The 20,725-nt window shown below is 67.0% G+C and carries 19 protein-coding genes; 6 read left to right on the forward strand and 13 right to left on the reverse strand.

Annotation, left to right across the window (positions count from 1 at the left end; all coding sequences use genetic code 11):
* Position 1: 1 nt before the first annotated feature.
* Complete coding sequence (locus CGUA_RS06815; protein ID WP_290194034.1) at positions 2 to 430, reverse strand: NfeD family protein; 429 nt, start codon at positions 428 to 430, stop codon at positions 2 to 4.
* A 23-nt stretch (positions 431 to 453) separates the two neighbouring features.
* On the reverse strand, positions 454 to 1,287 hold the full coding sequence (locus CGUA_RS06820; protein WP_290194035.1) for a DUF3097 domain-containing protein: 834 nt from the start codon (positions 1,285 to 1,287) through the stop codon (positions 454 to 456).
* 33 nt (positions 1,288 to 1,320) lie between these two features.
* Between CGUA_RS06820 and CGUA_RS06825 the strand changes: the two genes are divergently transcribed.
* The gene (locus tag CGUA_RS06825; RefSeq protein WP_290194036.1) at positions 1,321 to 2,076 is read left to right on the forward strand and encodes an Rv1486c family protein; all 756 of its coding nucleotides are present in this window, start codon (positions 1,321 to 1,323) and stop codon (positions 2,074 to 2,076) included.
* On the opposite strand, the gene CGUA_RS06830 is transcribed toward CGUA_RS06825, so the two are convergent.
* The 3 genes from CGUA_RS06830 to CGUA_RS06840 form a co-directional block, all read right to left on the reverse strand.
* On the reverse strand, positions 2,049 to 3,149 hold the full coding sequence (locus CGUA_RS06830; protein ID WP_290194039.1) for a ferrochelatase: 1,101 nt from the start codon (positions 3,147 to 3,149) through the stop codon (positions 2,049 to 2,051). The genes CGUA_RS06825 and CGUA_RS06830 overlap by 28 nt on opposite strands.
* A gap of 66 nt (positions 3,150 to 3,215) precedes the next feature.
* A complete protein-coding gene (locus tag CGUA_RS06835) occupies positions 3,216 to 4,949 on the reverse strand; it encodes a DIP1281 family NlpC/P60 protein (protein WP_290194041.1) in 1,734 nt (577 codons plus the stop codon).
* Between the two features lie 610 nt (positions 4,950 to 5,559).
* Entirely contained in the window at positions 5,560 to 6,066 is a 507-nt protein-coding gene (locus CGUA_RS06840) for an Rv1476 family membrane protein (protein WP_290194043.1), read from the reverse strand.
* A 233-nt stretch (positions 6,067 to 6,299) separates the two neighbouring features.
* Between CGUA_RS06840 and can the strand changes: the two genes are divergently transcribed.
* Both can and CGUA_RS06850 read left to right on the forward strand, forming a co-directional pair.
* Complete coding sequence (gene can / locus CGUA_RS06845; protein ID WP_290194046.1) at positions 6,300 to 9,137, forward strand: aconitate hydratase; 2,838 nt, start codon at positions 6,300 to 6,302, stop codon at positions 9,135 to 9,137.
* Between the two features lie 182 nt (positions 9,138 to 9,319).
* Positions 9,320 to 9,883, forward strand: a complete 564-nt coding sequence (locus CGUA_RS06850; protein ID WP_290194048.1) for a TetR/AcrR family transcriptional regulator — start codon at positions 9,320 to 9,322, stop codon at positions 9,881 to 9,883.
* Positions 9,884 to 9,942: 59 nt separating this feature from the next.
* Here the strand turns inward: CGUA_RS06850 and CGUA_RS06855 are convergent, their stop codons facing one another.
* Genes CGUA_RS06855 through CGUA_RS06865 form a run of 3 tightly spaced genes read right to left on the reverse strand, consistent with a single transcriptional unit; the run spans position 9,943 to position 11,357 of the window.
* Positions 9,943 to 10,593 carry an NAD(P)H-binding protein gene (locus CGUA_RS06855; RefSeq protein ID WP_290194050.1) on the reverse strand — a complete coding sequence of 217 codons (651 nt, stop codon included), beginning with the start codon at positions 10,591 to 10,593 and terminating at the stop codon, positions 9,943 to 9,945.
* A 21-nt stretch (positions 10,594 to 10,614) separates the two neighbouring features.
* Entirely contained in the window at positions 10,615 to 11,193 is a 579-nt protein-coding gene (locus tag CGUA_RS06860) for a DUF1990 family protein (protein WP_290194052.1), read from the reverse strand.
* Complete coding sequence (locus CGUA_RS06865; protein WP_290194055.1) at positions 11,121 to 11,357, reverse strand: PLDc N-terminal domain-containing protein; 237 nt, start codon at positions 11,355 to 11,357, stop codon at positions 11,121 to 11,123. The genes CGUA_RS06860 and CGUA_RS06865 overlap by 73 nt, the downstream gene beginning before the upstream one ends.
* Before the next feature lie 37 nt (positions 11,358 to 11,394).
* Between CGUA_RS06865 and CGUA_RS06870 the strand changes: the two genes are divergently transcribed.
* The 3 genes from CGUA_RS06870 (at position 11,395) to CGUA_RS06880 (ending at position 15,939) form a co-directional block, all read left to right on the forward strand.
* Positions 11,395 to 11,661, forward strand: coding sequence for an ACT domain-containing protein (locus CGUA_RS06870; protein WP_290194058.1), 267 nt, complete (start codon positions 11,395 to 11,397; stop codon positions 11,659 to 11,661).
* A 58-nt stretch (positions 11,662 to 11,719) separates the two neighbouring features.
* Entirely contained in the window at positions 11,720 to 13,039 is a 1,320-nt protein-coding gene (locus tag CGUA_RS06875) for a PFL family protein (protein WP_374725069.1), read from the forward strand.
* 203 nt (positions 13,040 to 13,242) lie between these two features.
* Positions 13,243 to 15,939 carry an HAD-IC family P-type ATPase gene (locus tag CGUA_RS06880; protein ID WP_290194061.1) on the forward strand — a complete coding sequence of 899 codons (2,697 nt, stop codon included), beginning with the start codon at positions 13,243 to 13,245 and terminating at the stop codon, positions 15,937 to 15,939.
* A gap of 70 nt (positions 15,940 to 16,009) precedes the next feature.
* On the opposite strand, the gene CGUA_RS06885 is transcribed toward CGUA_RS06880, so the two are convergent.
* From CGUA_RS06885 to sufC, 5 genes are all read right to left on the reverse strand, one after another.
* On the reverse strand, positions 16,010 to 17,638 hold the full coding sequence (locus CGUA_RS06885) for an ABC-F family ATP-binding cassette domain-containing protein (protein WP_290194063.1): 1,629 nt from the start codon (positions 17,636 to 17,638) through the stop codon (positions 16,010 to 16,012).
* A gap of 129 nt (positions 17,639 to 17,767) precedes the next feature.
* Positions 17,768 to 18,172 (reverse strand): metal-sulfur cluster assembly factor, encoded by a 405-nt coding sequence (locus CGUA_RS06890; RefSeq protein WP_290194064.1) that lies wholly within the window; start codon positions 18,170 to 18,172, stop codon positions 17,768 to 17,770.
* A gap of 2 nt (positions 18,173 to 18,174) precedes the next feature.
* Positions 18,175 to 18,627, reverse strand: coding sequence for a Fe-S cluster assembly sulfur transfer protein SufU (gene sufU / locus CGUA_RS06895; protein ID WP_290194066.1), 453 nt, complete (start codon positions 18,625 to 18,627; stop codon positions 18,175 to 18,177).
* Positions 18,628 to 19,890 (reverse strand): cysteine desulfurase, encoded by a 1,263-nt coding sequence (locus CGUA_RS06900; RefSeq protein WP_290194068.1) that lies wholly within the window; start codon positions 19,888 to 19,890, stop codon positions 18,628 to 18,630.
* Between the two features lie 45 nt (positions 19,891 to 19,935).
* Positions 19,936 to 20,694: a Fe-S cluster assembly ATPase SufC gene (sufC, locus tag CGUA_RS06905; RefSeq protein WP_290194071.1), complete on the reverse strand. Its 759-nt coding sequence runs from the start codon at positions 20,692 to 20,694 to the stop codon at positions 19,936 to 19,938.
* Positions 20,695 to 20,725 lie beyond the last annotated feature (31 nt).

Raw genomic sequence — 20,725 nt, forward strand, 5'->3', positions numbered from 1 at the left:
GTTAGGGCCCCTTCCACACGACGGCGGTGTTGCCGTCGATGCTGACGACTGTGACGGTCTCGCCCTCAACGAACGAGACGGTGGGATCCAACGCCTTGGCGGACCAGATGTGGCCCTCCAGGCGAATCTGGCCGCCGTCGCCCGAAACATCCTCCAGGACCTCGGCGGTGTGCCCCACCAGGCGCCGGTCGGAGGTTTCCAGCTGTCCCGGTCGTCTCATCCGCTTCTTCAGCGCCGGGCGCACGAAGACGAGCAACCCGAGAGCGCTGATCGAAAACGTAATGACCTCGGCCCACAGGGGGATGTCCGCCACCGCGACGCCGGAGGTGATCAACGCCGCCCCGGCAAGCATCAGCAGCGTGAATTCCCCGGCCGCCAGTTCGAGCAGCGCCAGGACAATGGCAACGATCAACCAGATAAGGGCTCCCACACCTGCCAGGCTACCTGCAGAAACTAAAGAAGATCGGCCTTTGAGAGTTCTGGGGTGGTCACGAAGTCGACGAGGCGCTCGACGGCCCCGATCAGGGTGGCGTCGAGGTCGCGGAAACTGTTCACCGCGCTGTAGACCCGGCTCCACCCTTCCTTGGGGTCCGACCAGCCCACCCGCCGGCAGATGCCCGTCTTCCAGTCCTCCCCGTAGGGCACCTCCGGCCACGCCCGCAGGCCCAGGCGCTCCGGTTTCACCGCCGCCCAGATATCGATGTAGGGGTGGCCGGTCACGAGAACGTCGGGCCCGAGGGACTCGGTCAGCCGCGACTCCTTCGACCCCTCCACGAGGTGGTCCGCCAGCACTCCCACCCGGCGTCCCGGGCCGGGCTGAAACTCGGCCAGCCGGTCCGGGAGGTTGTCCAGGCCCTCGATGAATTCCACGACCACGCCCTCCACGCGGAGGTCATGCCCCCACACCTTTTCGACGATCGCGGCGTCGTGGAGTCCCTCCACCCAGATGCGCGAGGGCATCGCCACTTTGGCAGTGACGTTCTCCACGCGTCGGGAGCCTGAGTTGGAGCGGCGCGGCGCCTGTTTCTGCACGTGCCGGGTCAAGCTCACACGCTTGCCTTCGTGGAGGAAACCGCCGCGAATCATCTGGAACAGCCGAGTGCGACCGTGCCGGTCCTCCAGCCGGACCAGATCTCCCTCGTGGGTCTTCAGCGTTTCCACGACCGCGCCCACGAAGTCCTCGCCGAACACCTCGATGATGAGGCCGGGCTGCGCCGGCAGGATCGGATACTCGACGGGACGAGTGCGCTTGTGACCGGAGAAGATGTCGCCTGAGTACCTGTTCATGGCCGGAGAGTCTAGCCACTAGACTCACCGGCCATGGATATGCGCGCCGAAGTCTGGTCCCCTCTGCAGAACACCGCCGTCTGGCTGGGCGCGTGGCTGTACGGCCACGAAAGCACCGACGACCTCCTGGACGCGCTGCGCGACCTCGGCGGGAGCCAGGAGCTTGCCGACGCCCGCCCGCTCACCGACATGCTCGCCGGCCTCCGTGCCGTCGCCGACTTGAAAAGCGAGGAACCGGTCGTGCGCCTGGTCCTCGCCGGTCCCGGCGAGGCGATTGCGCTGCCGGCCGGGTCGGAGGCCGCCGCCATGGCGTCGACCAACGGGGCGGGCGCCGTCATCGTCCGGGACGCCGACCGCGAGCACGCCCACGTTCTGGTACCGGAGATTGACGCGACCACGACCCGCTGGCACTGGTTCACCCATACCCACCCATTGCCGGCCGCGGCATGGGTGAGCCCCGGTGAGGCAGACGCGCTGCTCACCCAGGCGACCGAACGGGCGGCCCGCATGATCGAAGCCCTGGGCTACCGCACCGACGCGCTGGCCAATCCCCGTCTGACCGTCGGCGCGCTCTCGGATTTCTACGACACCCCCGGACTGCCGTCAGCGGTGCCGGCGCGGGCGGCCAAGCTGTTCGCCCGCGCGGATCGCGTCGCGGCGATCGTGGAAACGGTGACGGCCCGGATGGGTGACCACTCGCTTGACCCCCAACTGCTGGGCCTGTGGCGTCACATCCGGACCGCCCGCATGGCCGGGGTGACCTACTGCGTCGCCGAATTCTCCCGCTGAGCCCCCACGGCGACCTCGTCGCGCTGGGAACAGCAGCCCGGGGCGCAGGCGGCGCCGTTGACGGTGGCCCCGGAGACGGTGACCTCGCCCAGGCCCGCCCACGGCGTGCCCTCGATCTGCTCGGTGATGTTGTCCACGATCATCCGCGCGAAGCGCTTGTCCGGGCCCGCGGTCCTGGTGCGGTGGACGGTGACGTCAATGGCGTCCGCGGCCTGCTGGAGTTCAGTGTCGAGATCCCAGATGACTTCCATGTGATCGGAGATGAAGCCGACCGGGCACACCACGACCGACTTCACGCCTTCGGAGGCGGCGATCTCCTCGGTGTGATCGACGATGTCCGGCTCCAGCCACGGGGTGGCGGGGTTGCCGGAGCGTGACTGCCAGACGACGTCGTACTTCTCGACGCCCGCGGCCGCGGCGATCAGCCGGGACGACTCCTCCACCTGCCTGGAGTAGAGGTTCTTGTCGCCGGAGCGGCCCGATTCCTCATCCGCCCTGGTCGGAACGGAGTGGGCGGTGAAGAGCATGCGGGTGGCCTCCCTGCGCTCAGCGGGAACCTCCGCGAAGGATTCGCGCACCGCCTCCGCCATGATCTCGATGAAGGTCGGGTGGTCGTAGAACTGACGCAACTTGGTGAATGTGACCTCCGGCAGGCCCCGGGCCGCCAGGTGCTCGCGCATCTTCTGGATGTCCTCGTCGTACTGCCGACAGGCGGAGTATCCTCCCCAGGCGCTCGTAGCAAAGACCAGGACGTTGCGGTGGCCGTCGGCGGCGATCCTTTCGGCGGTGTCGTTGGCCAGGGGGTGCCAATTGCGATTGCCGAAGTAAACCGGAAGGTTGAATCCCCGGGCCAGCAGCTCAGCCTTCAGGTTGACGATGATCTCCAGGTTGAGGTCGTTCAACGGGCTACGCCCGTTGAAGTGGAAGTAGTGCTCCCCAACCTGCTTCAGGCGCTCGTCCGGAATCCCCCGGCCGGCGGTGACGTTGCGCAGAAAAGGGACGACATCCTCGTTACGCTCCGGCCCGCCAAAGGACAGGACCAGGACAGCATCATATTCACGGTTCTCGGTCATGCGCTTAGGTTACCAACTTTCGGTGGATCCATAGAGTCAGGCTGGCGGCCTGCCCGAAAACCGGGGTTAGATGAGCCGGACCGCGTACGGGGACATGCCTGACCAGCGAACCGGGGTCGTCTGGACTACGCCACCGGAGGACGGGGCCTCGATCATCATGCCGTCACCCAGGTAAATGGCGACGTGCTGATCACCGCCGGGGCCGTAGAAGATGAGGTCACCGCGCTTCATGTCCTGCGGGTCCACCTGTTCGCCCCGCTGGTACTGGTAACCGGTGTAGTGCGGAAGGGAGATGCCCGCACCGGCGAAGGCGAAGAGGGTGAAGCCCGAGCAGTCAAAGCCGACCTTGCTGTAGTCGCCGTGGGAGTCGGCGGTGCCGCCGTCACGGATACCGGCGGTCGGGCCGGCGGCGTTGCCGCCGCCCCAGGCGTACGGGGTGCCCAGCTGGGACTCGGCACGGGCGATGACGGCCTCAATACGCGCGTCCGCTCCCGGCTCCACCAGCCCGGCGGCGGCGTCGGTGACGCTCTCGGCGGTGTCGATCTCCGGGAGGACGGTCTGCAAGTCCCCCACGTTCAGACTGCTGCTGGTGCCGCCGGTGGCGGGCTGGCCCTCCGTGGCCGCCGACTCCGTGGCGGGGATGGCCCCCAGGAACTGGGCGACCTCGGTGACGAGGCTGGTCGAGGAGCCGCCGGCCGGCGCCTGGGTCTCCGACTGGTCGGCCACCTGCTCGACGGGGACCTCGGTGGGTTCCTCCGCGGCGGGGGCGTCCGACTCCTCGCCGAGGGTGAACTCCGCCGAATCAGCCGCGGCGCGCACCTGCGGCGCCTGCCGGGCGGCGATTCCGGGCTGTTCGACCAACGCCTCATCGTCTCCGCCGACGGCTTCCCCACCGTCGGTGAGCGCCAGGGGCACATAGGGATCGGCCAGCGACTCGTGCTCGGGCTGCGACGCCGCCACCATCGCTGCCGCCGCGGTGGCCGGCGATTCGTCGACGGCGGCGACCGCAGCGTCGACCTCCACACCCGATCCCTCAGCGTCACCGGCGATAACCTGCGCCGGCGCCGCCTCCTCGGGCTCCTCTGCGGGTTCCACGCGGCGCTGGGCGTCGAGCTCCGCCTGGGCCTCGTCGCGCTGACGAATCAGGGCGTCACGCTCTGCCAGAGCCTTCTCCAACTCGGCGCTGTTTTCCGCGAGGCTGGCCTGGGCCTGCTCCTCGGCCGCGATGGCGGCGGCCGCGCGGGCGTCGGCAAGCTCAGCCGCCGCACGCGCCCGGGACTCGGAGTTCGCGCTCTCCGTTCGTGCGTGATCCAGCTCATCGACGACGCGCTGCTGTTCGTCGGCACGCTGGCGCAGGAAAGTGCGTCGGTCGAGCGCGTCCTGGGTGGCGTCGTCACCGGTGAGGCCGGCGGCGGAGGTGCCGCCTCCCTGGCGGTAGGCGGCACGGGCGATTTCGTCGAGCCGGGCCTGCGCCACCTCCAGCTCCGACTGGGAGCCGGTCAGCTCATCCTCCGCGTCGGCGGCCCCTTGCCGGGCCTGTTCGGCCGCGCCCTGGGCGTCGTCAAGGTCGACGAGCTTACGGTTCACCTCTTCGCGGAGGGAGCCGAGAATGAGTTCGAGACGGTCGAGGTCATTTTGAGCGGTGGACACCTGGCGGACAAGGCTGGAAATGTCGTCGGTCGGCGACGCCAGCGCAGGAGTCATCGTCGACCCGACGCCGAGGCCGATGACGACTGCGACAGACGCGGTGAAAACGCGTCGGCGTGCTGCATGAGCGACAGTGCGAGTAGGCAGGGACACGGGGGTTCTCCTCCCGCCGACGACTGCGATGAGGGGTGTGGTCGGACCGGGGGCCGACCGTCCCGCCCGTGGTTCGTCGACCGGCACACCAGTTTTCGGCATGGATCGACCACGGCAGGAGCGAGCGAGAGCGCCTCAGGGCACGCGAATGACCCTACGTAGAGGAAATCCGCCTGACGCGTTCTCGTCGTCAAGGCTTCTCGGTTGACACCCCATCAGTGTCGGCAGTGGTGATGTGAAGTGGATACGGACAGAGGTGACTCACGATTCCGACCACTCGTCGAATGCCCTGGCCTTCTCCGCGCCTGGCCTGCTTCCCCACATGCCCGTGCGTCGTTCTCCGCGATCTCACCCGTACCGCGCCTCCGGAAATTCCGGTGGCACGACAAGAGTAAAGATCTCAACCATGACACTCAGGAGTTGTCGGTCGACTCGTGAGCCGACACCCGCACCTTAATCCACTTGTTATATTCCCCGCATCTGGAACCACACGCACCCCAAGGTTAAGTGTCCAGACATGACGAATTTAGGCCCGGCGACCTGCGGGAACCCGCGGAACGAACCCAACGCGTGACCTTCCTCACTTTCTGCACGGTAGGTCACGGCCAGGTTACGGCCCCGTCAAGCGCTTTCGCTTGACCTGGGCGGCGGAGGCATAGGTGACCACGACGATCGCAACGACTGCGGCGAGCGTCAGCACGAAGAACGGCAGCCACTGCCCGCCCCCGCCCGCCTGCGTGTCCAGCTGGAGCAGCAGGTGGCCGAGCCCCTCCACGTAGTCCGGGAATGCCAGCAGCTGCCCCTGGGTGGATTCGATTTCCGCGCGCGACAGGGACTGACTGACCATGGCGACGGAATCCGGGCCGCGGACTATCACCGTCTCCAGCGAACCGGCGGAGTGATCGAGCGCCGCCTGGCCGACGTCACGCAGCTCCGCACCCGAGCCGGGACCCGCGACGATGTACCCGGTCCGGCCCGCCGGCCCTTCCGCCCCCAGAAGGAGTGAAGAGAGCTGGCTCGCGAGCGCCGCGTCGACGGGGGCCTCCGGGGTGAACGCGACGGCGTCGTCGGCAAGGTCAGCCGCGAGGTCGTCGACGGCAATATGCTGGGAAATCATGTCGCCAAGGCTAGTGGGGGCATCCTTTTGGGGGTGGAAAGACTCGCCACGACGCGCCAATATGGATAACAGAACGTGCGTACTGTTATTCTTGCCGGACAAACGCTTGGGCCACTACCTACACTTAATGGGTGTGAACCAGACGCGTGCCCGCCTCCCCCGACGTGGGTGGCGACGGACATGACGTTCACGCGTTTAAGACGTACCAGAAACCGAGAAATTGGAGCAGAAGAGTGACTGAAAGCCTGAACTCCTTCGACGCCAAGCGCACCCTCGAGGTTGGCGACAAGTCGTACGACTACTTCGCCCTCGACGCCGTGCCGGGCATGGAGAAGCTGCCGTACTCCCTCAAGGTGCTGGGTGAGAACCTGCTGCGCACCGAAGACGGCAAGAACGTGACCACCGAGCACATCGAGGCCATTGCGAACTGGGACGCCTCGGCAGAGCCGTCCAAGGAGATCCAGTTCACCCCTGCCCGCGTCCTCATGCAGGACTTCACCGGCGTCCCCTGTGTCGTCGACCTGGCGACCATGCGCGAGGCAGTCTCCACTCTGGGCGGCAACCCGGACGACGTCAACCCGCTGAACCCGGCCGAGATGGTCATCGACCACTCCGTCATCGTCGAGTCCTTCGGTCGCCCGGACTCCATCGACAAGAACGTCGAGATCGAGTACCAGCGCAACGAGGAGCGCTACCAGTTCCTGCGTTGGGGCGCCGAGAACTTCTCCAACTTCAAGGTCGTCCCGCCGGGAACCGGCATCGTCCACCAGGTCAACATCGAGTACCTGTCCCGCGTCGTCTTCGACAACAACGGCGTGGCGTACCCGGACACCTGCATCGGCACGGACTCCCACACCACCATGCAGAACGGACTAGGCATCCTGGGCTGGGGCGTCGGTGGCATCGAGGCGGAGGCCGCCATGCTCGGCCAGCCGGTCTCCATGCTCATCCCGCGCATCGTCGGCTTCAAGCTGACCGGCGACATCCCGGTCGGCGTCACCGCGACCGACGTGGTCCTGACCATCACCGACATGCTGCGCAAGCATGGCGTGGTCGGCAAGATCGTCGAGTTCTACGGCAACGGCGTCAAGGCCGTTCCGCTGGCAAACCGCGCCACCATCGGCAACATGTCCCCGGAGTTCGGCTCCACCGCCGCCATGTTCCCGATCGACGAGGAGACCATCAAGTACCTGCACCTGACCGGCCGTGACGAGGCGGACATCGCCCGCGTCGAGGCCTACGCCAAGGCCCAGGGCATGTGGCTGGAGCAGGACGCGCCGGAGGCAGAGTACTCCGAGTACCTCGAGCTGGACCTCTCCACCGTCGTTCCGTCCATCGCCGGCCCGAAGCGCCCGCAGGACCGCATCCTCCTCAACGAGGCCAAGACCACCTTCCGCGAGCAGCTCAACGACTTCACCGACTCCCCGGTCGCCGAGGACCGCTCCCCGGCCGCCGAGAAGATGGGCGCCGAGGGCGAGGCCCAGGCCGACTCCGGCGACAAGGCCGAGAACCCGAAGATGCTCGTCGACGACTACAACTCCGCCTGGCCGGGCCACGGCGAGTCCGCCGCCGAAGGTTCCGCGGGCCGTCGTTCCAACCCGGTCAAGGTCGAGTCCGGCGCCGGCGGCGAGTTCACCGTCGACCACGGCATGGTCGGCGTCGCCGCCATCACCTCCTGCACCAACACCTCGAACCCGTCCGTCATGATCGGCGCCGCTCTGCTCGCCCGCAAGGCCGCCGAAAAGGGCCTGCGTTCCAAGCCGTGGGTCAAGACCATCATGGCTCCGGGCTCCCAGGTCGTCGACGGCTACTACAAGCGCGCTGACCTGTGGAAGGACCTGGAGGCCGTCGGCTTCTACCTCGCCGGCTTCGGTTGCACCACCTGTATCGGCAACTCCGGCCCGCTCCCGGCCGAGGTCTCCGCGGCCATCAACGACAACGACCTCGCGGCCACCGCGGTCCTGTCCGGCAACCGTAACTTCGAGGGTCGCATCTCCCCGGACGTCAAGATGAACTACCTGGCGTCCCCGCTGCTCGTCATCGCCTACGCGATCGCGGGCACCATGGACTTCGACTTCGAGACCCAGCCGCTGGGCCAGGACCAGGAGGGCAACGACGTCTTCCTGAAGGACGTCTGGCCGTCCACCCAGGAGATCGAGGACACCATCGCCGGCGCCATCTCCCGCGAGATGTACCTGGCCGACTACGCCGACGTCTTCAAGGGCGACGAGGCCTGGCAGAACCTGGACGTCCCGACCGGCAAGACCTACGACTGGGCCGAGGACTCCACCTACATCCGCAAGGCCCCGTACTTCGACGGCATGCCGACCCAGCCGGAGCCGGTCTCCGACATCAAGGGCGCCCGTGTCCTGGCGAAGCTGGGCGACTCGGTCACCACCGACCACATCTCTCCGGCCTCCTCCATCAAGCCGGGCACCCCGGCCGCGAACTACCTGGACGAGAACGGCGTCGAGCGACAGGACTACAACTCCTTCGGTTCCCGTCGCGGCAACCACGAGGTCATGGTCCGCGGCACCTTCGCCAACATCCGTCTGCGCAACCAGCTGGTCGACGTCGCCGGCGGCTACACCCGCGACTTCACCCAGGAGGGTGCGCCGCAGGCCTTCATCTACGACGCCGCCCAGAACTACAAGGCCGCCGGCACCCCGCTGGTCGTCCTTGCCGGCAAGGAGTACGGCACCGGTTCCTCCCGTGACTGGGCAGCCAAGGGCACCAACCTGCTCGGCGTCAAGGCCGTCATCACCGAGTCCTTCGAGCGCATCCACCGCTCGAACCTCATCGGCATGGGCGTCATCCCGCTGCAGTTCCCGGAGGGCGAGTCCCACGAGTCCCTGGGCCTGGACGGCACCGAGACCTTCGACATCTCCGGCATCACCGCCCTCAACGACGGCGAGACCATCCCGCAGACCGTCAAGGTCGTCGCCACCAAGGAGTCCGGCGAGACCGTCGAGTTCGACGCCAAGGTCCGTATCGACACCCCGGGTGAGGCCGACTACTTCCGTCACGGCGGAATCCTGCAGTACGTCCTGCGCAACATGGCCAACGTCTAGGATCAATCCTGACGCTGAACGCAGGCCACCCGCGCTGATCTTCCCGAAGATCAACGCAGTCCGTTGGCCCTGACCTCAGGGCCGGCACGGCAAACAGGGCTGTGTCACCGGTGTTTCGCACCGGCGGCATGGCCCTGTACTGTTCCCACCCACCAATCCCCGATCCGGGAAGGAGTCCAAGGATGCCGGTCATCAGCGACGATGAGCTGAACCGCAGGCGCGAGGAAATTCTCGAGGGCGCCCGTGGCTGTTTCGCGGAGCACGGTTACGAAGGGGCCACTGTTCGACGACTCGAGCAGGCCACCGGGAAGTCGCGGGGAGCCATCTTCCACCACTTCGGCGACAAGGAGAGCCTGTTTCTGGAGATCGCCCGTCAGGACGCGGCCCGGCAGGCACAGGTTGTCGCGCGCGACGGCCTTGTTGAGGTGATGCGTGATCTGCTACGCCACCCCGAGCGGCACGACTGGCTCGGCACCCGCCTGGAGATCGCCTCCATGCTCCGCACCGACCCGGATTTCCGCGGCAAATGGGAGGACCAGCAAGCGGTGCTCGACCAGGCGGTCCGTGAGCGTCTGGTCGCCAACGCCCGGGACGGACGCCTACGCGACGACGTCCCAGTCGAACGGGTGCAGATGTTCCTGGAGACCGTGATGGACGGTTTCGTCTCGCGCCTGGCGTCGGGCCACCCCACCGAGGGCCTGGACGAGGTTCTCGACATGGTCGAGGATGCGGTCCGCAAAAAGTAGCGCCGCCACGGTGTGAGTCCCCGCGAGCTCCCCGGAGAGCGCGGGGACTCACCCATTGCTCAGGAGTCGACGAAAGCGTACGTCCCGGAGGTCTGCTTTGGCTCGAGAACGTGCTCCACGAGCGTGTCGGCGACGAGTTCGCGCGAGGTGGTCGCGTCCTCGATGTCGGAATCATTCGGGATGGGGCGGCCACCCCGGGAGGGCTCGACGGTGAGTTTCGCCGGCGCCAGTATGGTGTGGCTGAAGGACGCCCTTGACAGTCTCTCGCCCACGGCGCGCTTGGCCTCGACGTAGGCGGCCCAGGAGTTCGTCGCGGGATCGGCCTCCGAGGTCATCCGGTCCCAGCGGTAGTAGCCGATCGTGAGATAGAACGGCGGCTCGTCCATCGTGTCGAGTGCCTCGATGACCCGGAGTTCGCCGTCGCGGTCGACCGCGGTGGTCACCTCGGGGCCACTCCTTCCCCCGTTCCCCGCCGACCAGATCACACAGTCGTACCCCTCGAACAGCCGCGCCCAATCCTCGGTGGACTGCTCGGTGATGTCGCGGATGACGACCTCATCGGCGCCGAGCTTCTTAAGCACCCGTTCGTAATCCTTGTTGCGGACCACAGCGGTAGTGGTCAAGCCCGCAGCCTTGAGACGAGGCAGCGTCAGTTGACCCACTTTGCCGTTTGCGCCGATGTACAGAACGTTCCCAGTGTTGTTCGCCATGCTTCCTCCCGTGATCGGTTTCTACCTGCCCTTGACGGTAGGCAGCTTCCCGGGATTCCGCCAGGTTTTCTGCGCTTTTCGGTGCCCCCTGGGCCCCATTCCCCGCAGATAACCGGCCATGGCCCAGCCCTGGAGCCTGTTCAGCGGCGCCCACACCGGTCGGGACACGGCGGCGACCGTGGCGGTGACGGCTCCCGCGTCGTCGAGGCGGACGACGAAGGCCTCCTCCCCGCTGAGGACATGGCGCGCGCCGGCGCGATAGACGAACTCGTACTCGCCGTCACCGAGCCTGTCCTCGATGACCTCACACCAATTGGGCAGGCCGAGAATGCGCAGTCGGACGGCCGCGTCCCGGCGGCGGAATCCGATTCCGATGCCGCGGTGCATTCGGCCGGAGCGAATCCGGACCACCGCCTCGTCGAACACCCCTCGACCTTGGCCCAGAATCAAGGATCGGCGGACGCAGGCCCAGCCGGCGACGCGGAAACCGGGGTCGTCGACAAGCCTGAGGGCTTTACTTCGCACCCCTATTTGCGGCCGAAGGCGAAGTAGGCGGCCGGGCCGATACCGTTGACGGCCTGGGCCAGAGCCCAGAGCCATTTGGGCCCGCGGACCCGGTCGGCGGGGCGGCGGGAGATGTCGCGCAGCGCGGCGACCTTGGCGGCGACCTCCACCGCGGCGGCCAGACCCAGGCCGACGCGGGCGCCGGTGGGCAGGTCAGTGAATTCACGGCGGAGCTGGTTTGGTTTGTCTCGGAATGTCATGGGATAAGTCTATCCACTCAGCGATAACATGGCTCCCATGTACGCCATCATGACTGTCACCGGTGCGGACCGCACCGGCATCATCGCCGCCGTCACCCACGCCCTCGCTGAGCGCGACATCAACATCCTCGACGTCTCCCAGACGCTCATGGACAAATGGTTCACCATGATTCTGCGCATCGGACTGCCCGAGGCCGCGTCGATCGGAGAGCTGCAGCGCGTGTTCGACGAACTCGGTGAGCGCGAGCGGCTCGAGATCCGGGTGCAGTCCGAGGCCATCTTCAAGGCCGTCAACGAGATTTAGGGGTCACACACCAGTGTCATTGAACTTCCAGTCCCAGGGCATCCTCGACACCATCGAGATGATCGAGAAGTACCGTCTCGACATCCGCACGGTGACGATGGGCATCTCCCTGCTCGAATGCACCCGCACCACCATGGCCGAGACCGCCGAGGCCGTCTACGACCGCGTGACGACGCAAGCGGCCCGACTCGTCGAGGTCTGCGAGGGGATCGAGGCCGAGCTCGGCATCCCGATCGTCAACAAGCGCATTTCCGTCACCCCCATCGCGCTGATCACCGCCGGCGTCGACGGTTCCCCGGTCGAGGTGGCCCGCGCCCTCGACCGAGCGGCCGCCACGACCGGCGTCAACTTCATCGGGGGCTACTCAGCGCTGGTGGAGAAGGGCGGCACCACCGCCGACAAGGCGCTCATCCGCTCCATCCCAGAGGCCCTGTCGACGACCAACCTCGTCTGCGGCTCCGTCAACGTCGCCTCCTCCCGCGCGGGCATCAACATGAACGCCGTCGCGGAGATGGGCCGGGTGGTCAAGGAGGCCGCCGAGCTGACCCGCGACGACAGCGCCATCGCCTGCGCGAAACTCGTCGTCTTCGCCAACTCCGTCGGCGACAACCCCTTCATGGCCGGCGCCTTCCACGGCATCGAGGAGCCGGACGCCGTCGTCTCCGTCGGCGTCTCCGGCCCCGGCGTCGTGGACCGCGCCCTCGGCTCCCTGGAGGGCGCCACCCTGGATCAGGTGGCGGAGGAGATCAAGAAGGCCGCCTTCAAGATCACCCGCACCGGCCAGCTGGTCGGCAATCTCGCCGCCGAGCGCCTGGGCGTGCCCTTCGGTATCGTCGACCTCTCCCTGGCCCCGACCGCCGAACTCGGCGACTCGGTCGCCCACATCCTCGAGCACATGGGGCTGGACCAGGTCGGCACCCACGGCACCACGGCCGCGCTCGCCCTGCTCAACGACGCCGTCAAGAAGGGCGGCATGATGGCCTCCGCCCGCGTCGGCGGCTTGTCGGGCTCCTTCATCCCGGTCTCCGAGGACAAGGGGATGATCGATGCGGTACGCACCGGTGCGATCAGCATCGACAAGCTCGAGGCGATGACCGCCATCTGTTCCGTCGGCCTCGACATGGTCGCCATCCCGGGCGCCACCCCGGCCGAGTCCATCGCCGGCATGATCGCCGACGAGGCCGCCATCGGCGTCATGAACCATAAAACCACTGCTGTGCGCGTCATCCCCGCCCCGGGCACCGTCGCCGGTGACGAGGTCAACTTCGGCGGACTGCTCGGCTACGCCCCGGTCATCCCCGTCAACCAGGTCGGCAACTCCGGCTTCATCAACCGCGGCGGATTCATCCCCGCCCCAGTGCACGGGTTCCGGAACTAGGCCGGAGCCGACTAACCCCAGGTTTTCCCTGGGGTTTTCTCCTTTTCCATCCGACGCCGGACAAAGAGCCGGAATATCTCCGCGCGGTCCAGCTCACGCGTCCGGCGTGGGCCGGGCCGAACTGCACCCGCCGAACTGCACCCGACAAATTCTGATGTGCGTCCTTAGAATGGAATCGTCTGCCAGCGAAAGGACCTGCCAGGATGACCTCATCCACGCCAACCGTCTCCGGGGAACCCCTCCCCGACGCCCATGCCCTGACCACCGAGCAGGTGCTGGGGCGGCTGGGGACCTCGCGGGCCGGGCTGAACTCGGGCCAGGCCGCCGCGCTCCTGGAGCGCCACGGCCCCAACGCCCTGCCGGAGGCCGAGCAGGAGACCTGGTGGCAGCGTCTGCTCCGCCAGTTCAATGATCCGATGATCTACGTGCTCATCGCCGCGGGCGTCCTCACTGCCGTGCTGGGCCAGGTCATCGACACGATCGTCATTTTCGCGGTGGTCCTCGTCAACGGCCTCGTCGGTTTTCTGCAGGAGGGCCGGGCCGCGGACGCACTGGCCTCGATCAAGAACATGCTGTCGCCAGAATCCGAAGTCCGGCGTGACGGCGGTTGGGTGAAGCTGCCCTCCGAGGAACTGGTCATCGGTGACGTGGTCCGCCTCCGGGCCGGGGACAAGGTGCCGGCGGATCTCCGGCTCCTCGAGGTCGCCAGCCTGCGGATTGAGGAATCCGCCCTGACCGGGGAATCCGTCCCCTCGGAGAAGAGCCTTGAGCCCGCTGCGGGCGACGCCGGCGTCGGCGACCGTCCCGGCATGGCCTTTTCGGGTACCACCGTGGCGGCCGGCACGGGCACCGGCGTCGTCACCGGCACCGCGGCCGGCACCGAGATCGGCAAGATCACCACGATGCTCGACGACGTCCAGCAGGTGGAGACGCCGCTGACCCGGGCGATGGGAAGATTCTCCTCCATGCTCGCCATCGTGGCGGTGGTGCTGGCCACCGCCATGATCGTGGTCAGTTGGGCGCTCTACCGCACCGGTCTGGTCGACCTGCTGATGTCCGCGATCGGCTTCGCCGTCGCCGCGATCCCGGAGGGCCTGCCCGCCGTCATGGCGATCACCCTGGCCCTGGGCGTGCAGACGATGGCGGGCCGGAAGGCGATCACCCGCCGCATGAACTCGGTCGAGACGCTGGGATCGGTCACCACGATCTGCACGGACAAGACCGGGACCCTGACCCGCAATGAGATGACGGTCCGCGCCGTGGTCACCCGGGACTCGACCTACCAGGTCACGGGCACGGGTTACGCCCCCGAGGGCGAGGTCCGTCTCGACGGGGAAACCGCGGCCCTGGATGATCACCCCGACCTGGCCGGGATGGCCCGCGTCGCCGCCTACGCCAACGACTCCGACGTCGTCGAACAGCCCGACGGCTCGTGGGCGCTCCAGGGCGAGCCGACCGACGGCTCCATCACGACCTTCGCCATGAAGGCCAACTACGACAACACGGGCCGCCGCCTGGACGAGGTGCCCTTCGACTCCTCCTTCAAGTACATGGCCAGCCTCGACGAGGTCGGCGACGACCTCGTCATCCACCTCAAGGGCGCCCCGGATCGCCTCCTCGACCGCGCCGACTCCCAGCTCGGTCGCGACGGCACCCCCCAACCGCTGGAGCGTGATTTCTGGGAGCGGCAGATCGAGGAGTTGGGCTCCCGCGGGCTGCGGGTGCTCGCCGCCGCCTATCGACGCGCCGACGCGGGCTCCCTGTCCGTGGCCGAGGTCGACGCCGGCGGTTTCACCTTCGTCGGCCTCTACGGCATGATCGACCCGCCCCGTGGGGAGGCCGTCGACGCCGTCCGCCAGGTCCAGGAGGCCGGCATCACGGTCCGGATGATCACCGGCGACCACGCCACCACCGCCGCCGCCATCGCCGAGGAAATCGGCATCGCCAGCGGCGGAACGCTCACCGGCGCCGACATCGAGGACGCGTCCGACGAGGAGCTCCAGGAAATGGTCCGAGAGGCCAGCGTGTACGCCCGCACCTCCCCAGAGCACAAACTCCGGCTGGTCCGTGCCCTGCAGGCCAACGGCGAGGTCGTGTCCATGACCGGCGACGGCGTCAACGACGCGCCCTCACTCAAGCAGGCGGACGTGGGGGTCGCGATGGGCGTCAAGGGCACTGAGGCGACGAAGGACGCCGCCGACATCGTGCTTGCCGACGACAACTTCGCCACCATCGCCGACGCCGTGAAGATGGGCCGCACCATCTTCGACAACCTGCGCAAGGCCATCGTGTTCATGCTGCCCACCAACGGTGCACAGGGTCTGATCATCTTCGTGGCGATGCTGGCAGGCATGACCCTGCCCATCACTCCCCTGCAGGTCCTGTGGGTCAACCTCATCACCGCGGTGACACTGTCCCTGGCGCTCTCCTTTGAGCCGAGCGAGCCGGGCATCATGCAGCGAAAGCCCCGCGATCCGAAGGCGGGACTGCTCAACAGCGAATCCGTCATCCGCATCCTCTACGTCTCGCTGTTGGTCGCCGGCATCACCATCGCCGCGTTCCTGTGGGCCGATTCCGCTGGCTTCAGGATCGAGGAATCCCGCACCTTGGCGGTGAACACTCTGGTCGTCGCGCAGATCTTCTATCTGTTCACCGCCCGCTTCACCAGGGTCAGCGCGCTGCGCAGCGAGCTGTTCACCACCAACCCGATTTCCTGGCTCTGCGTCGCGGTCATGTTCGCGCTGCAACTGGTGTTCGTTTATGTCCCGGGCATGCAGTACGCCTTCGGTACGACCGCCGTCTCCCTCCGGTCCTGGCTCATCCCGGTGGTCGCGGGCGTGGTCGTCTTCGCGGTCGTGGAGGGCGACAAGGCGATTCGTCGGGCACGCCACCGAAACTAGGCCGACCTCACAGAACTCCAATCCAGGGCGGCGACGGCGGATCCCGTTCAGGGAACGCGGCCGTCAGGCGCTAGGCCAGTTCCACGATCTCCATGTACTCGTCCGACCACATGTCCTCGTCGCCGTCGGGCATGATGATGACCCGCTCCGGGGACAGTGCCTTGACCGCGCCCGGGTCGTGGGTGACCAGGACGACGGCGCCGGTGTAGGTGCCCAGCGCGTCGAGCACCTGCTCGCGGGACTGGGGGTCGAGGTTGTTGGTGGGTTCGTCGAGAAGCAGGACGTTGGCCCGGGAGGAGACCAGCGTCGCGAGCGAGAGGCGGGTCTTCTCGCCACCGGAGAGCGTGCCGGCCGGCTGCTCCAGCTTGTCGCCGGAGAACATGAAGGCGCCGAGCAGGCCACGCAGATCCTGCTGGTCCGCGTCGGGGCAGGCGTCGATGGTGTTCTCCCAGACGGTCTTGGCGCCGTCGATGTTGTCATGTTCCTGAGCGAAGTAGCCGATCTTCAGGCCGTGGCCGCTGACGATGCCGCCCTCGCCGTCGGTGCGCTCGACGCCGGCGAGCAGCTTGAGCAGCGTGGTCTTGCCGGCGCCGTTGTAACCGAGGACGACGACGCGGGATCCCTTGTCGATGGCCAGGTCCACGCCCGCGAACACCTCCAGCGAGCCATACATCTTGGTCAGGCCGGTGGCGTTCATCGGGGTTTTGCCGCAGGGTGCGGGCTCGGGGAACTTGATGGAGGCCACCTTGTCGGCGACGCGGACGTCGTCGAGCTGGTTCATCATCCGATCCGCACGCGCCAGCATCTGCTTGGCGGCGGCCGCCTTGGTGGCCTTGGCGCCGAGCTTGGCGGCCTGCTTCTGCAGTGCGGAGGCCTTCTTTTCGGCGTTGGCGCGCTCACGGCGGCGACGGGCCTCGTCGTTGGCGCGGGCGTCCTTGTACTTGCTGAAGCCCATGTTGTAGACGTCGGCCTCGGCGCGCACCGCGTCGAGGAACCACACCTTGTTACAGACGGCGTCGAGAAGCTCGACGTCGTGCGAGATCATGATGAGCCCGCCCTCATGCTTCTGGAGGAAACCGCGCAACCAGGTGATGGAGTCCGCGTCCAGGTGGTTTGTCGGCTCGTCGAGCAGCAGGGTCGTCTGCGATTTGCCGGAGCCGTTGGTCGCGGCAAAGAGGATCTGGGCCAGCTCGACGCGACGACGCTGACCGCCCGAGAGCGTCTTCAGCGGCTGGTCGAGGATGCGCGCCTCCAGGCCGAGGTTGTCGCAGATGGCGGCTGCCTCGCTGTCGGCCTCGTAGCCGCCGAGGGCGGCGTAGCGCTCCTCCAGCTTGGAGAAGCGTGCGATGGCCCGGTCGCGCTTCTTCTCGTCATCGGTGTCCATGTAGCCCTGCTGCTTGCTCATGGACCGGCGAATCTCGTCGAGACCGCGGGCGGAGAGGATGCGCTCACGCGCCGTCTGCTCGACGTCTCCCTCCTTGGAGTCCTGCGGCAGGTAGCCGATGTCGCCGGAGGAGATGATCTTGCCGCCGTAGGGTTCGGTCTCCCCGGCGAGGATGCGCATGGTGGTGGTCTTGCCGGCGCCGTTACGCCCGACCAGCCCGATGCGGTCACCCGGCTGGACGCGAAGATGCTGTCCGGGGGCGGTGAGGAGGGTGCGCGCGCCGACGCGGACTTCAAGATCATTGGTGACAATCACAAGGGGTAACTGTAGCAACCGTGTCAAATGAGCCGAAATATGCGATGACGTGCACGAACGTCGGGAAATGCCGATCGGCCCGCCCCCTGTGACGTGTGCTCAGGGGGCGGGCCGGCGCGGCGGGTTCGACTAGACCGCGAAGCCGAGGGCGCGCAGCTGCTCGCGTCCCTCCTCCGTGATCATGTGCGGGCCCCACGGCGGCATCCAGACCCAGTTCAGCTCCAGCTTGTCGGCGGCGCCGTTGCCGACGACGGCCTGGGCCGCCTGGTCCTCGATGACGTCGGTGAGCGGGCAGGCCGGCGAGGTCAGGGTCATGTTGATGACCGCGGTGGTTTCGCCGTTCTCCTCCTCCATCCAGATGTCATAGACGAGGCCGAGGTCGACGACGTTGATGCCCAGCTCCGGGTCGATGACGTCGTGCAGGTACTCCTCGACGTTGCCGGCCTGGATGATCTGGTCCTCGGTCTGGGTCGGTCGCTGCTGGTCCTTCGGGCCGTCGAAGTTCGACGAGCTCTGCGGCTCAGGTGCGGTCATGGTTATTTCTCTCCTTCATTGAGTGCGTCAGACGTCGCCGCCTGGAACGCCTTCCATCCCAGCAGCGCGCACTTGACGCGGGCCGGGAACTTAGCGACGCCGGAGAAGGCCACACCGTCACCGATGAGCTCTCCGTCGCCCTCCTCCTCCCCGCGGGAGGTGATCATCTGCTCGAATGCGGCGAGCTTCTCCATGGCCTTATCGACGCTCTGGCCGATGACCTCGTCGGTCATCACCGAGGTCGAGGCCTGGGAGATGGAACAGCCTTCCGCGTCGTAGGACACGTCCTCGACGACCTTGCCGTCATCGGAAAGCCTGACGCGCAGCGTGATCTCGTCGCCGCACGACGGATTGACGTGGTGAACCTCGGCACCGAAAGGGTCACGCAGACCGGAGTGCTTCGGGTTCTTGTAGTGGTCCAGGATGACCTCCTGGTACATGGCTTCCATGCTCATCTACTTCACCCCAAAGAAATTCTTGGCCCGTTCGATGGCGTCGACGAGGGCGTCGATCTCGGAGCGGGTGTTGTACAGGTAGAAACTAGCACGCCCGGTCGACTGGCAGTCCAGGCGGCGGTGGGCGGGCCAGGCACAGTGGTGCCCGGTGCGGATGCTGACGCCGGCGTCGTCGAGCAGCTGGCCCAGGTCGTGCGGGTGGACTCCGTCGATGGTGAAGGAGATGGCGCCTCCCCTGTCCACGGCCTCCGTCGGCCCGGCGATGCGCAGGCCGGAGATCTGGTTCATCCGTTCCAGGGCGTAGGCGGTCAGGTCGTGCTCATGGCGCTGGATGGCGTCCATGCCGATCTCCGCGAGGAAATCGACGGCGGCACCGAGTCCGACGACCTGGCTGGTCATCTGGGTGCCCGCTTCAAAGCGCTGCGGAGCCGGCGCGTAGGTCGACTGGTCCATCTGCACGACCTCGATCATGGAACCGCCGGTGAGGAACGGGGGCAGCTTGTCCAGGTGGTCGCCGCGGCCGTAGACGGCGCCGACACCGGAGGGGCCGAGCATCTTGTGGCCGGAGAAGGCCGCGAAGTCCACGCCCAGCTCGGTGAAGTTCACCGGCATGTGCGGAACGGACTGGCAGGCGTCGAGCACGGTGAGCGCGCCGACGGCCTGGGCACGGCGGACGACCTCGGGGACGTCGGTGACCGCGCCCGTCACGTTCGACTGGTGGGTGAAGGCGACGACCTTGACGGTCTCATCCAGCTCGAGGGAGTCGAGGTCGATGCGGCCGTCGTCGGTCATCTCGTACCACTTGAGGGTCGCGCCGGTGCGGCGGCACAGCTCCTGCCACGGAACCAGGTTCGCGTGGTGCTCGAGCTCGGTGACGACCACCGTGTCCCCCGCCTGCACCCGCAGCTCGCCCGCACGGTCGTCGCCCAGGGTGTAGGCGACGAGGTTGAGCGCCTCGGTGGCGTTCTTGGCGAACGCGATCTCGGTGCCCCTGGCACCGACGAAAGCGGCGATCTTGTCGCGGGCGCCCTCGTAGGTCTCCGTGGCTTCCTCAGCGAGCTGGTAGGAACCGCGGTGGACGGGAGCGAAGGTGTGGAGGACGAACTCCTCCTCCGCACGCCAGACCCGTTCCGGACGCTGTGAAGTGGCACCCGAGTCCAGATAGACCAAGGGCTTGTCGCCGCGCACGCTGCGTCCGAGAATCGGGAACTCGGCGCGGATGGCGTCGACGTTCAGCGTTCCGTCAGGGTTGACGTACGTCATTTCTCTCCTTTTGCTATTACCTCAGGGTGATGATCTCGGCGGCGCTTAACCGACGAACTGCTCGTAGCCCGCGGCCTCGAGGGCGTCGGCCAGCTCCGCGCCGCCCGTCTTGATGACCTGGCCGTTGGCGAAGACGTGGACGTAGTCCGGCTTCACGTACTCGAGGATGCGCTTGTAGTGCGTGATCATGAGGATGCCGCCGTTGGTCTCCTCCTGGTAGCGGTTGATGCCGTCGGAGACGATGCGCAGGGCGTCGACGTCGAGGCCGGAGTCGGTCTCATCCATGATGGCGAACTTCGGCTTGAGGATGCCCAGCTGCAGGACCTCGTGGCGCTTCTTCTCGCCGCCGGAGAAGCCCTCGTTGACGGAGCGCTCACCGAAGGACTTGTCCATCTTCAGGTTGTCGCGTGCCTCGTTGACCTCCTTGACCCACTCACGCAGGGCGGGGGCCTCGCCGCGGACATGGGTGGCGGCGGTGCGCAGGAAGTTGGAGGAGGCGACGCCCGGGATCTCGGTCGGGTACTGCATCGCCAGGAACAGGCCCGCGCGGGCGCGCTCGTCGACGTCGAGCTCCAGGATGTTCTCGCCGTCCAGCAGGACCTCGCCCTCGGTGATCTCGTACTTCGGGTGGCCGGCGATGGCGTAGGACAGGGTGGACTTGCCGGAGCCGTTCGGGCCCATGATGGCGTGGATCTCACCGGACTTGATGGTCAGGTTGACGCCGTTGAGGATCTTGATCGGCTCGGCGCCCTCCTCCGACGGGAGGACCTGGGCGTGGAGGTTCTTGATTTCGAGAGTAGACATCTTCTAATCTTCCTTCTTTAACTCAATCAGG

Origin of the sequence: Corynebacterium guangdongense (assembly GCF_030408915.1) — a bacterium.
In the GTDB taxonomy this organism is placed as follows: domain Bacteria; phylum Actinomycetota; class Actinomycetes; order Mycobacteriales; family Mycobacteriaceae; genus Corynebacterium; species Corynebacterium guangdongense.

What these genes read in the sequence shown, in the direction of transcription:
- CGUA_RS06860 (WP_290194052.1), bottom strand. Translation starts at nt 11,193, where the DNA reads ATGGCTCTGGGCTCTGGCCCAGGCCGTCAACGGTATCGGCCCGGCCGC.
- CGUA_RS06870 (WP_290194058.1), top strand. Translation starts at nt 11,395, where the DNA reads ATGTACGCCATCATGACTGTCACCGGTGCGGACCGCACCGGCATCATC.
- CGUA_RS06850 (WP_290194048.1), top strand. Translation starts at nt 9,320, where the DNA reads ATGCCGGTCATCAGCGACGATGAGCTGAACCGCAGGCGCGAGGAAATT.
- CGUA_RS06865 (WP_290194055.1), bottom strand. Translation starts at nt 11,357, where the DNA reads ATGACATTCCGAGACAAACCAAACCAGCTCCGCCGTGAATTCACTGAC.
- CGUA_RS06825 (WP_290194036.1), top strand. Translation starts at nt 1,321, where the DNA reads ATGGATATGCGCGCCGAAGTCTGGTCCCCTCTGCAGAACACCGCCGTC.
- sufC (WP_290194071.1), bottom strand. Translation starts at nt 20,694, where the DNA reads ATGTCTACTCTCGAAATCAAGAACCTCCACGCCCAGGTCCTCCCGTCG.
- CGUA_RS06900 (WP_290194068.1), bottom strand. Translation starts at nt 19,890, where the DNA reads ATGACGTACGTCAACCCTGACGGAACGCTGAACGTCGACGCCATCCGC.
- CGUA_RS06890 (WP_290194064.1), bottom strand. Translation starts at nt 18,172, where the DNA reads ATGACCGCACCTGAGCCGCAGAGCTCGTCGAACTTCGACGGCCCGAAG.
- CGUA_RS06875 (WP_374725069.1), top strand. Translation starts at nt 11,720, where the DNA reads ATGATCGAGAAGTACCGTCTCGACATCCGCACGGTGACGATGGGCATC.
- CGUA_RS06830 (WP_290194039.1), bottom strand. Translation starts at nt 3,149, where the DNA reads ATGACCGAGAACCGTGAATATGATGCTGTCCTGGTCCTGTCCTTTGGC.
- CGUA_RS06820 (WP_290194035.1), bottom strand. Translation starts at nt 1,287, where the DNA reads ATGAACAGGTACTCAGGCGACATCTTCTCCGGTCACAAGCGCACTCGT.
- CGUA_RS06840 (WP_290194043.1), bottom strand. Translation starts at nt 6,066, where the DNA reads ATGATTTCCCAGCATATTGCCGTCGACGACCTCGCGGCTGACCTTGCC.
- CGUA_RS06880 (WP_290194061.1), top strand. Translation starts at nt 13,243, where the DNA reads ATGACCTCATCCACGCCAACCGTCTCCGGGGAACCCCTCCCCGACGCC.
- CGUA_RS06855 (WP_290194050.1), bottom strand. Translation starts at nt 10,593, where the DNA reads ATGGCGAACAACACTGGGAACGTTCTGTACATCGGCGCAAACGGCAAA.
- sufU (WP_290194066.1), bottom strand. Translation starts at nt 18,627, where the DNA reads ATGAGCATGGAAGCCATGTACCAGGAGGTCATCCTGGACCACTACAAG.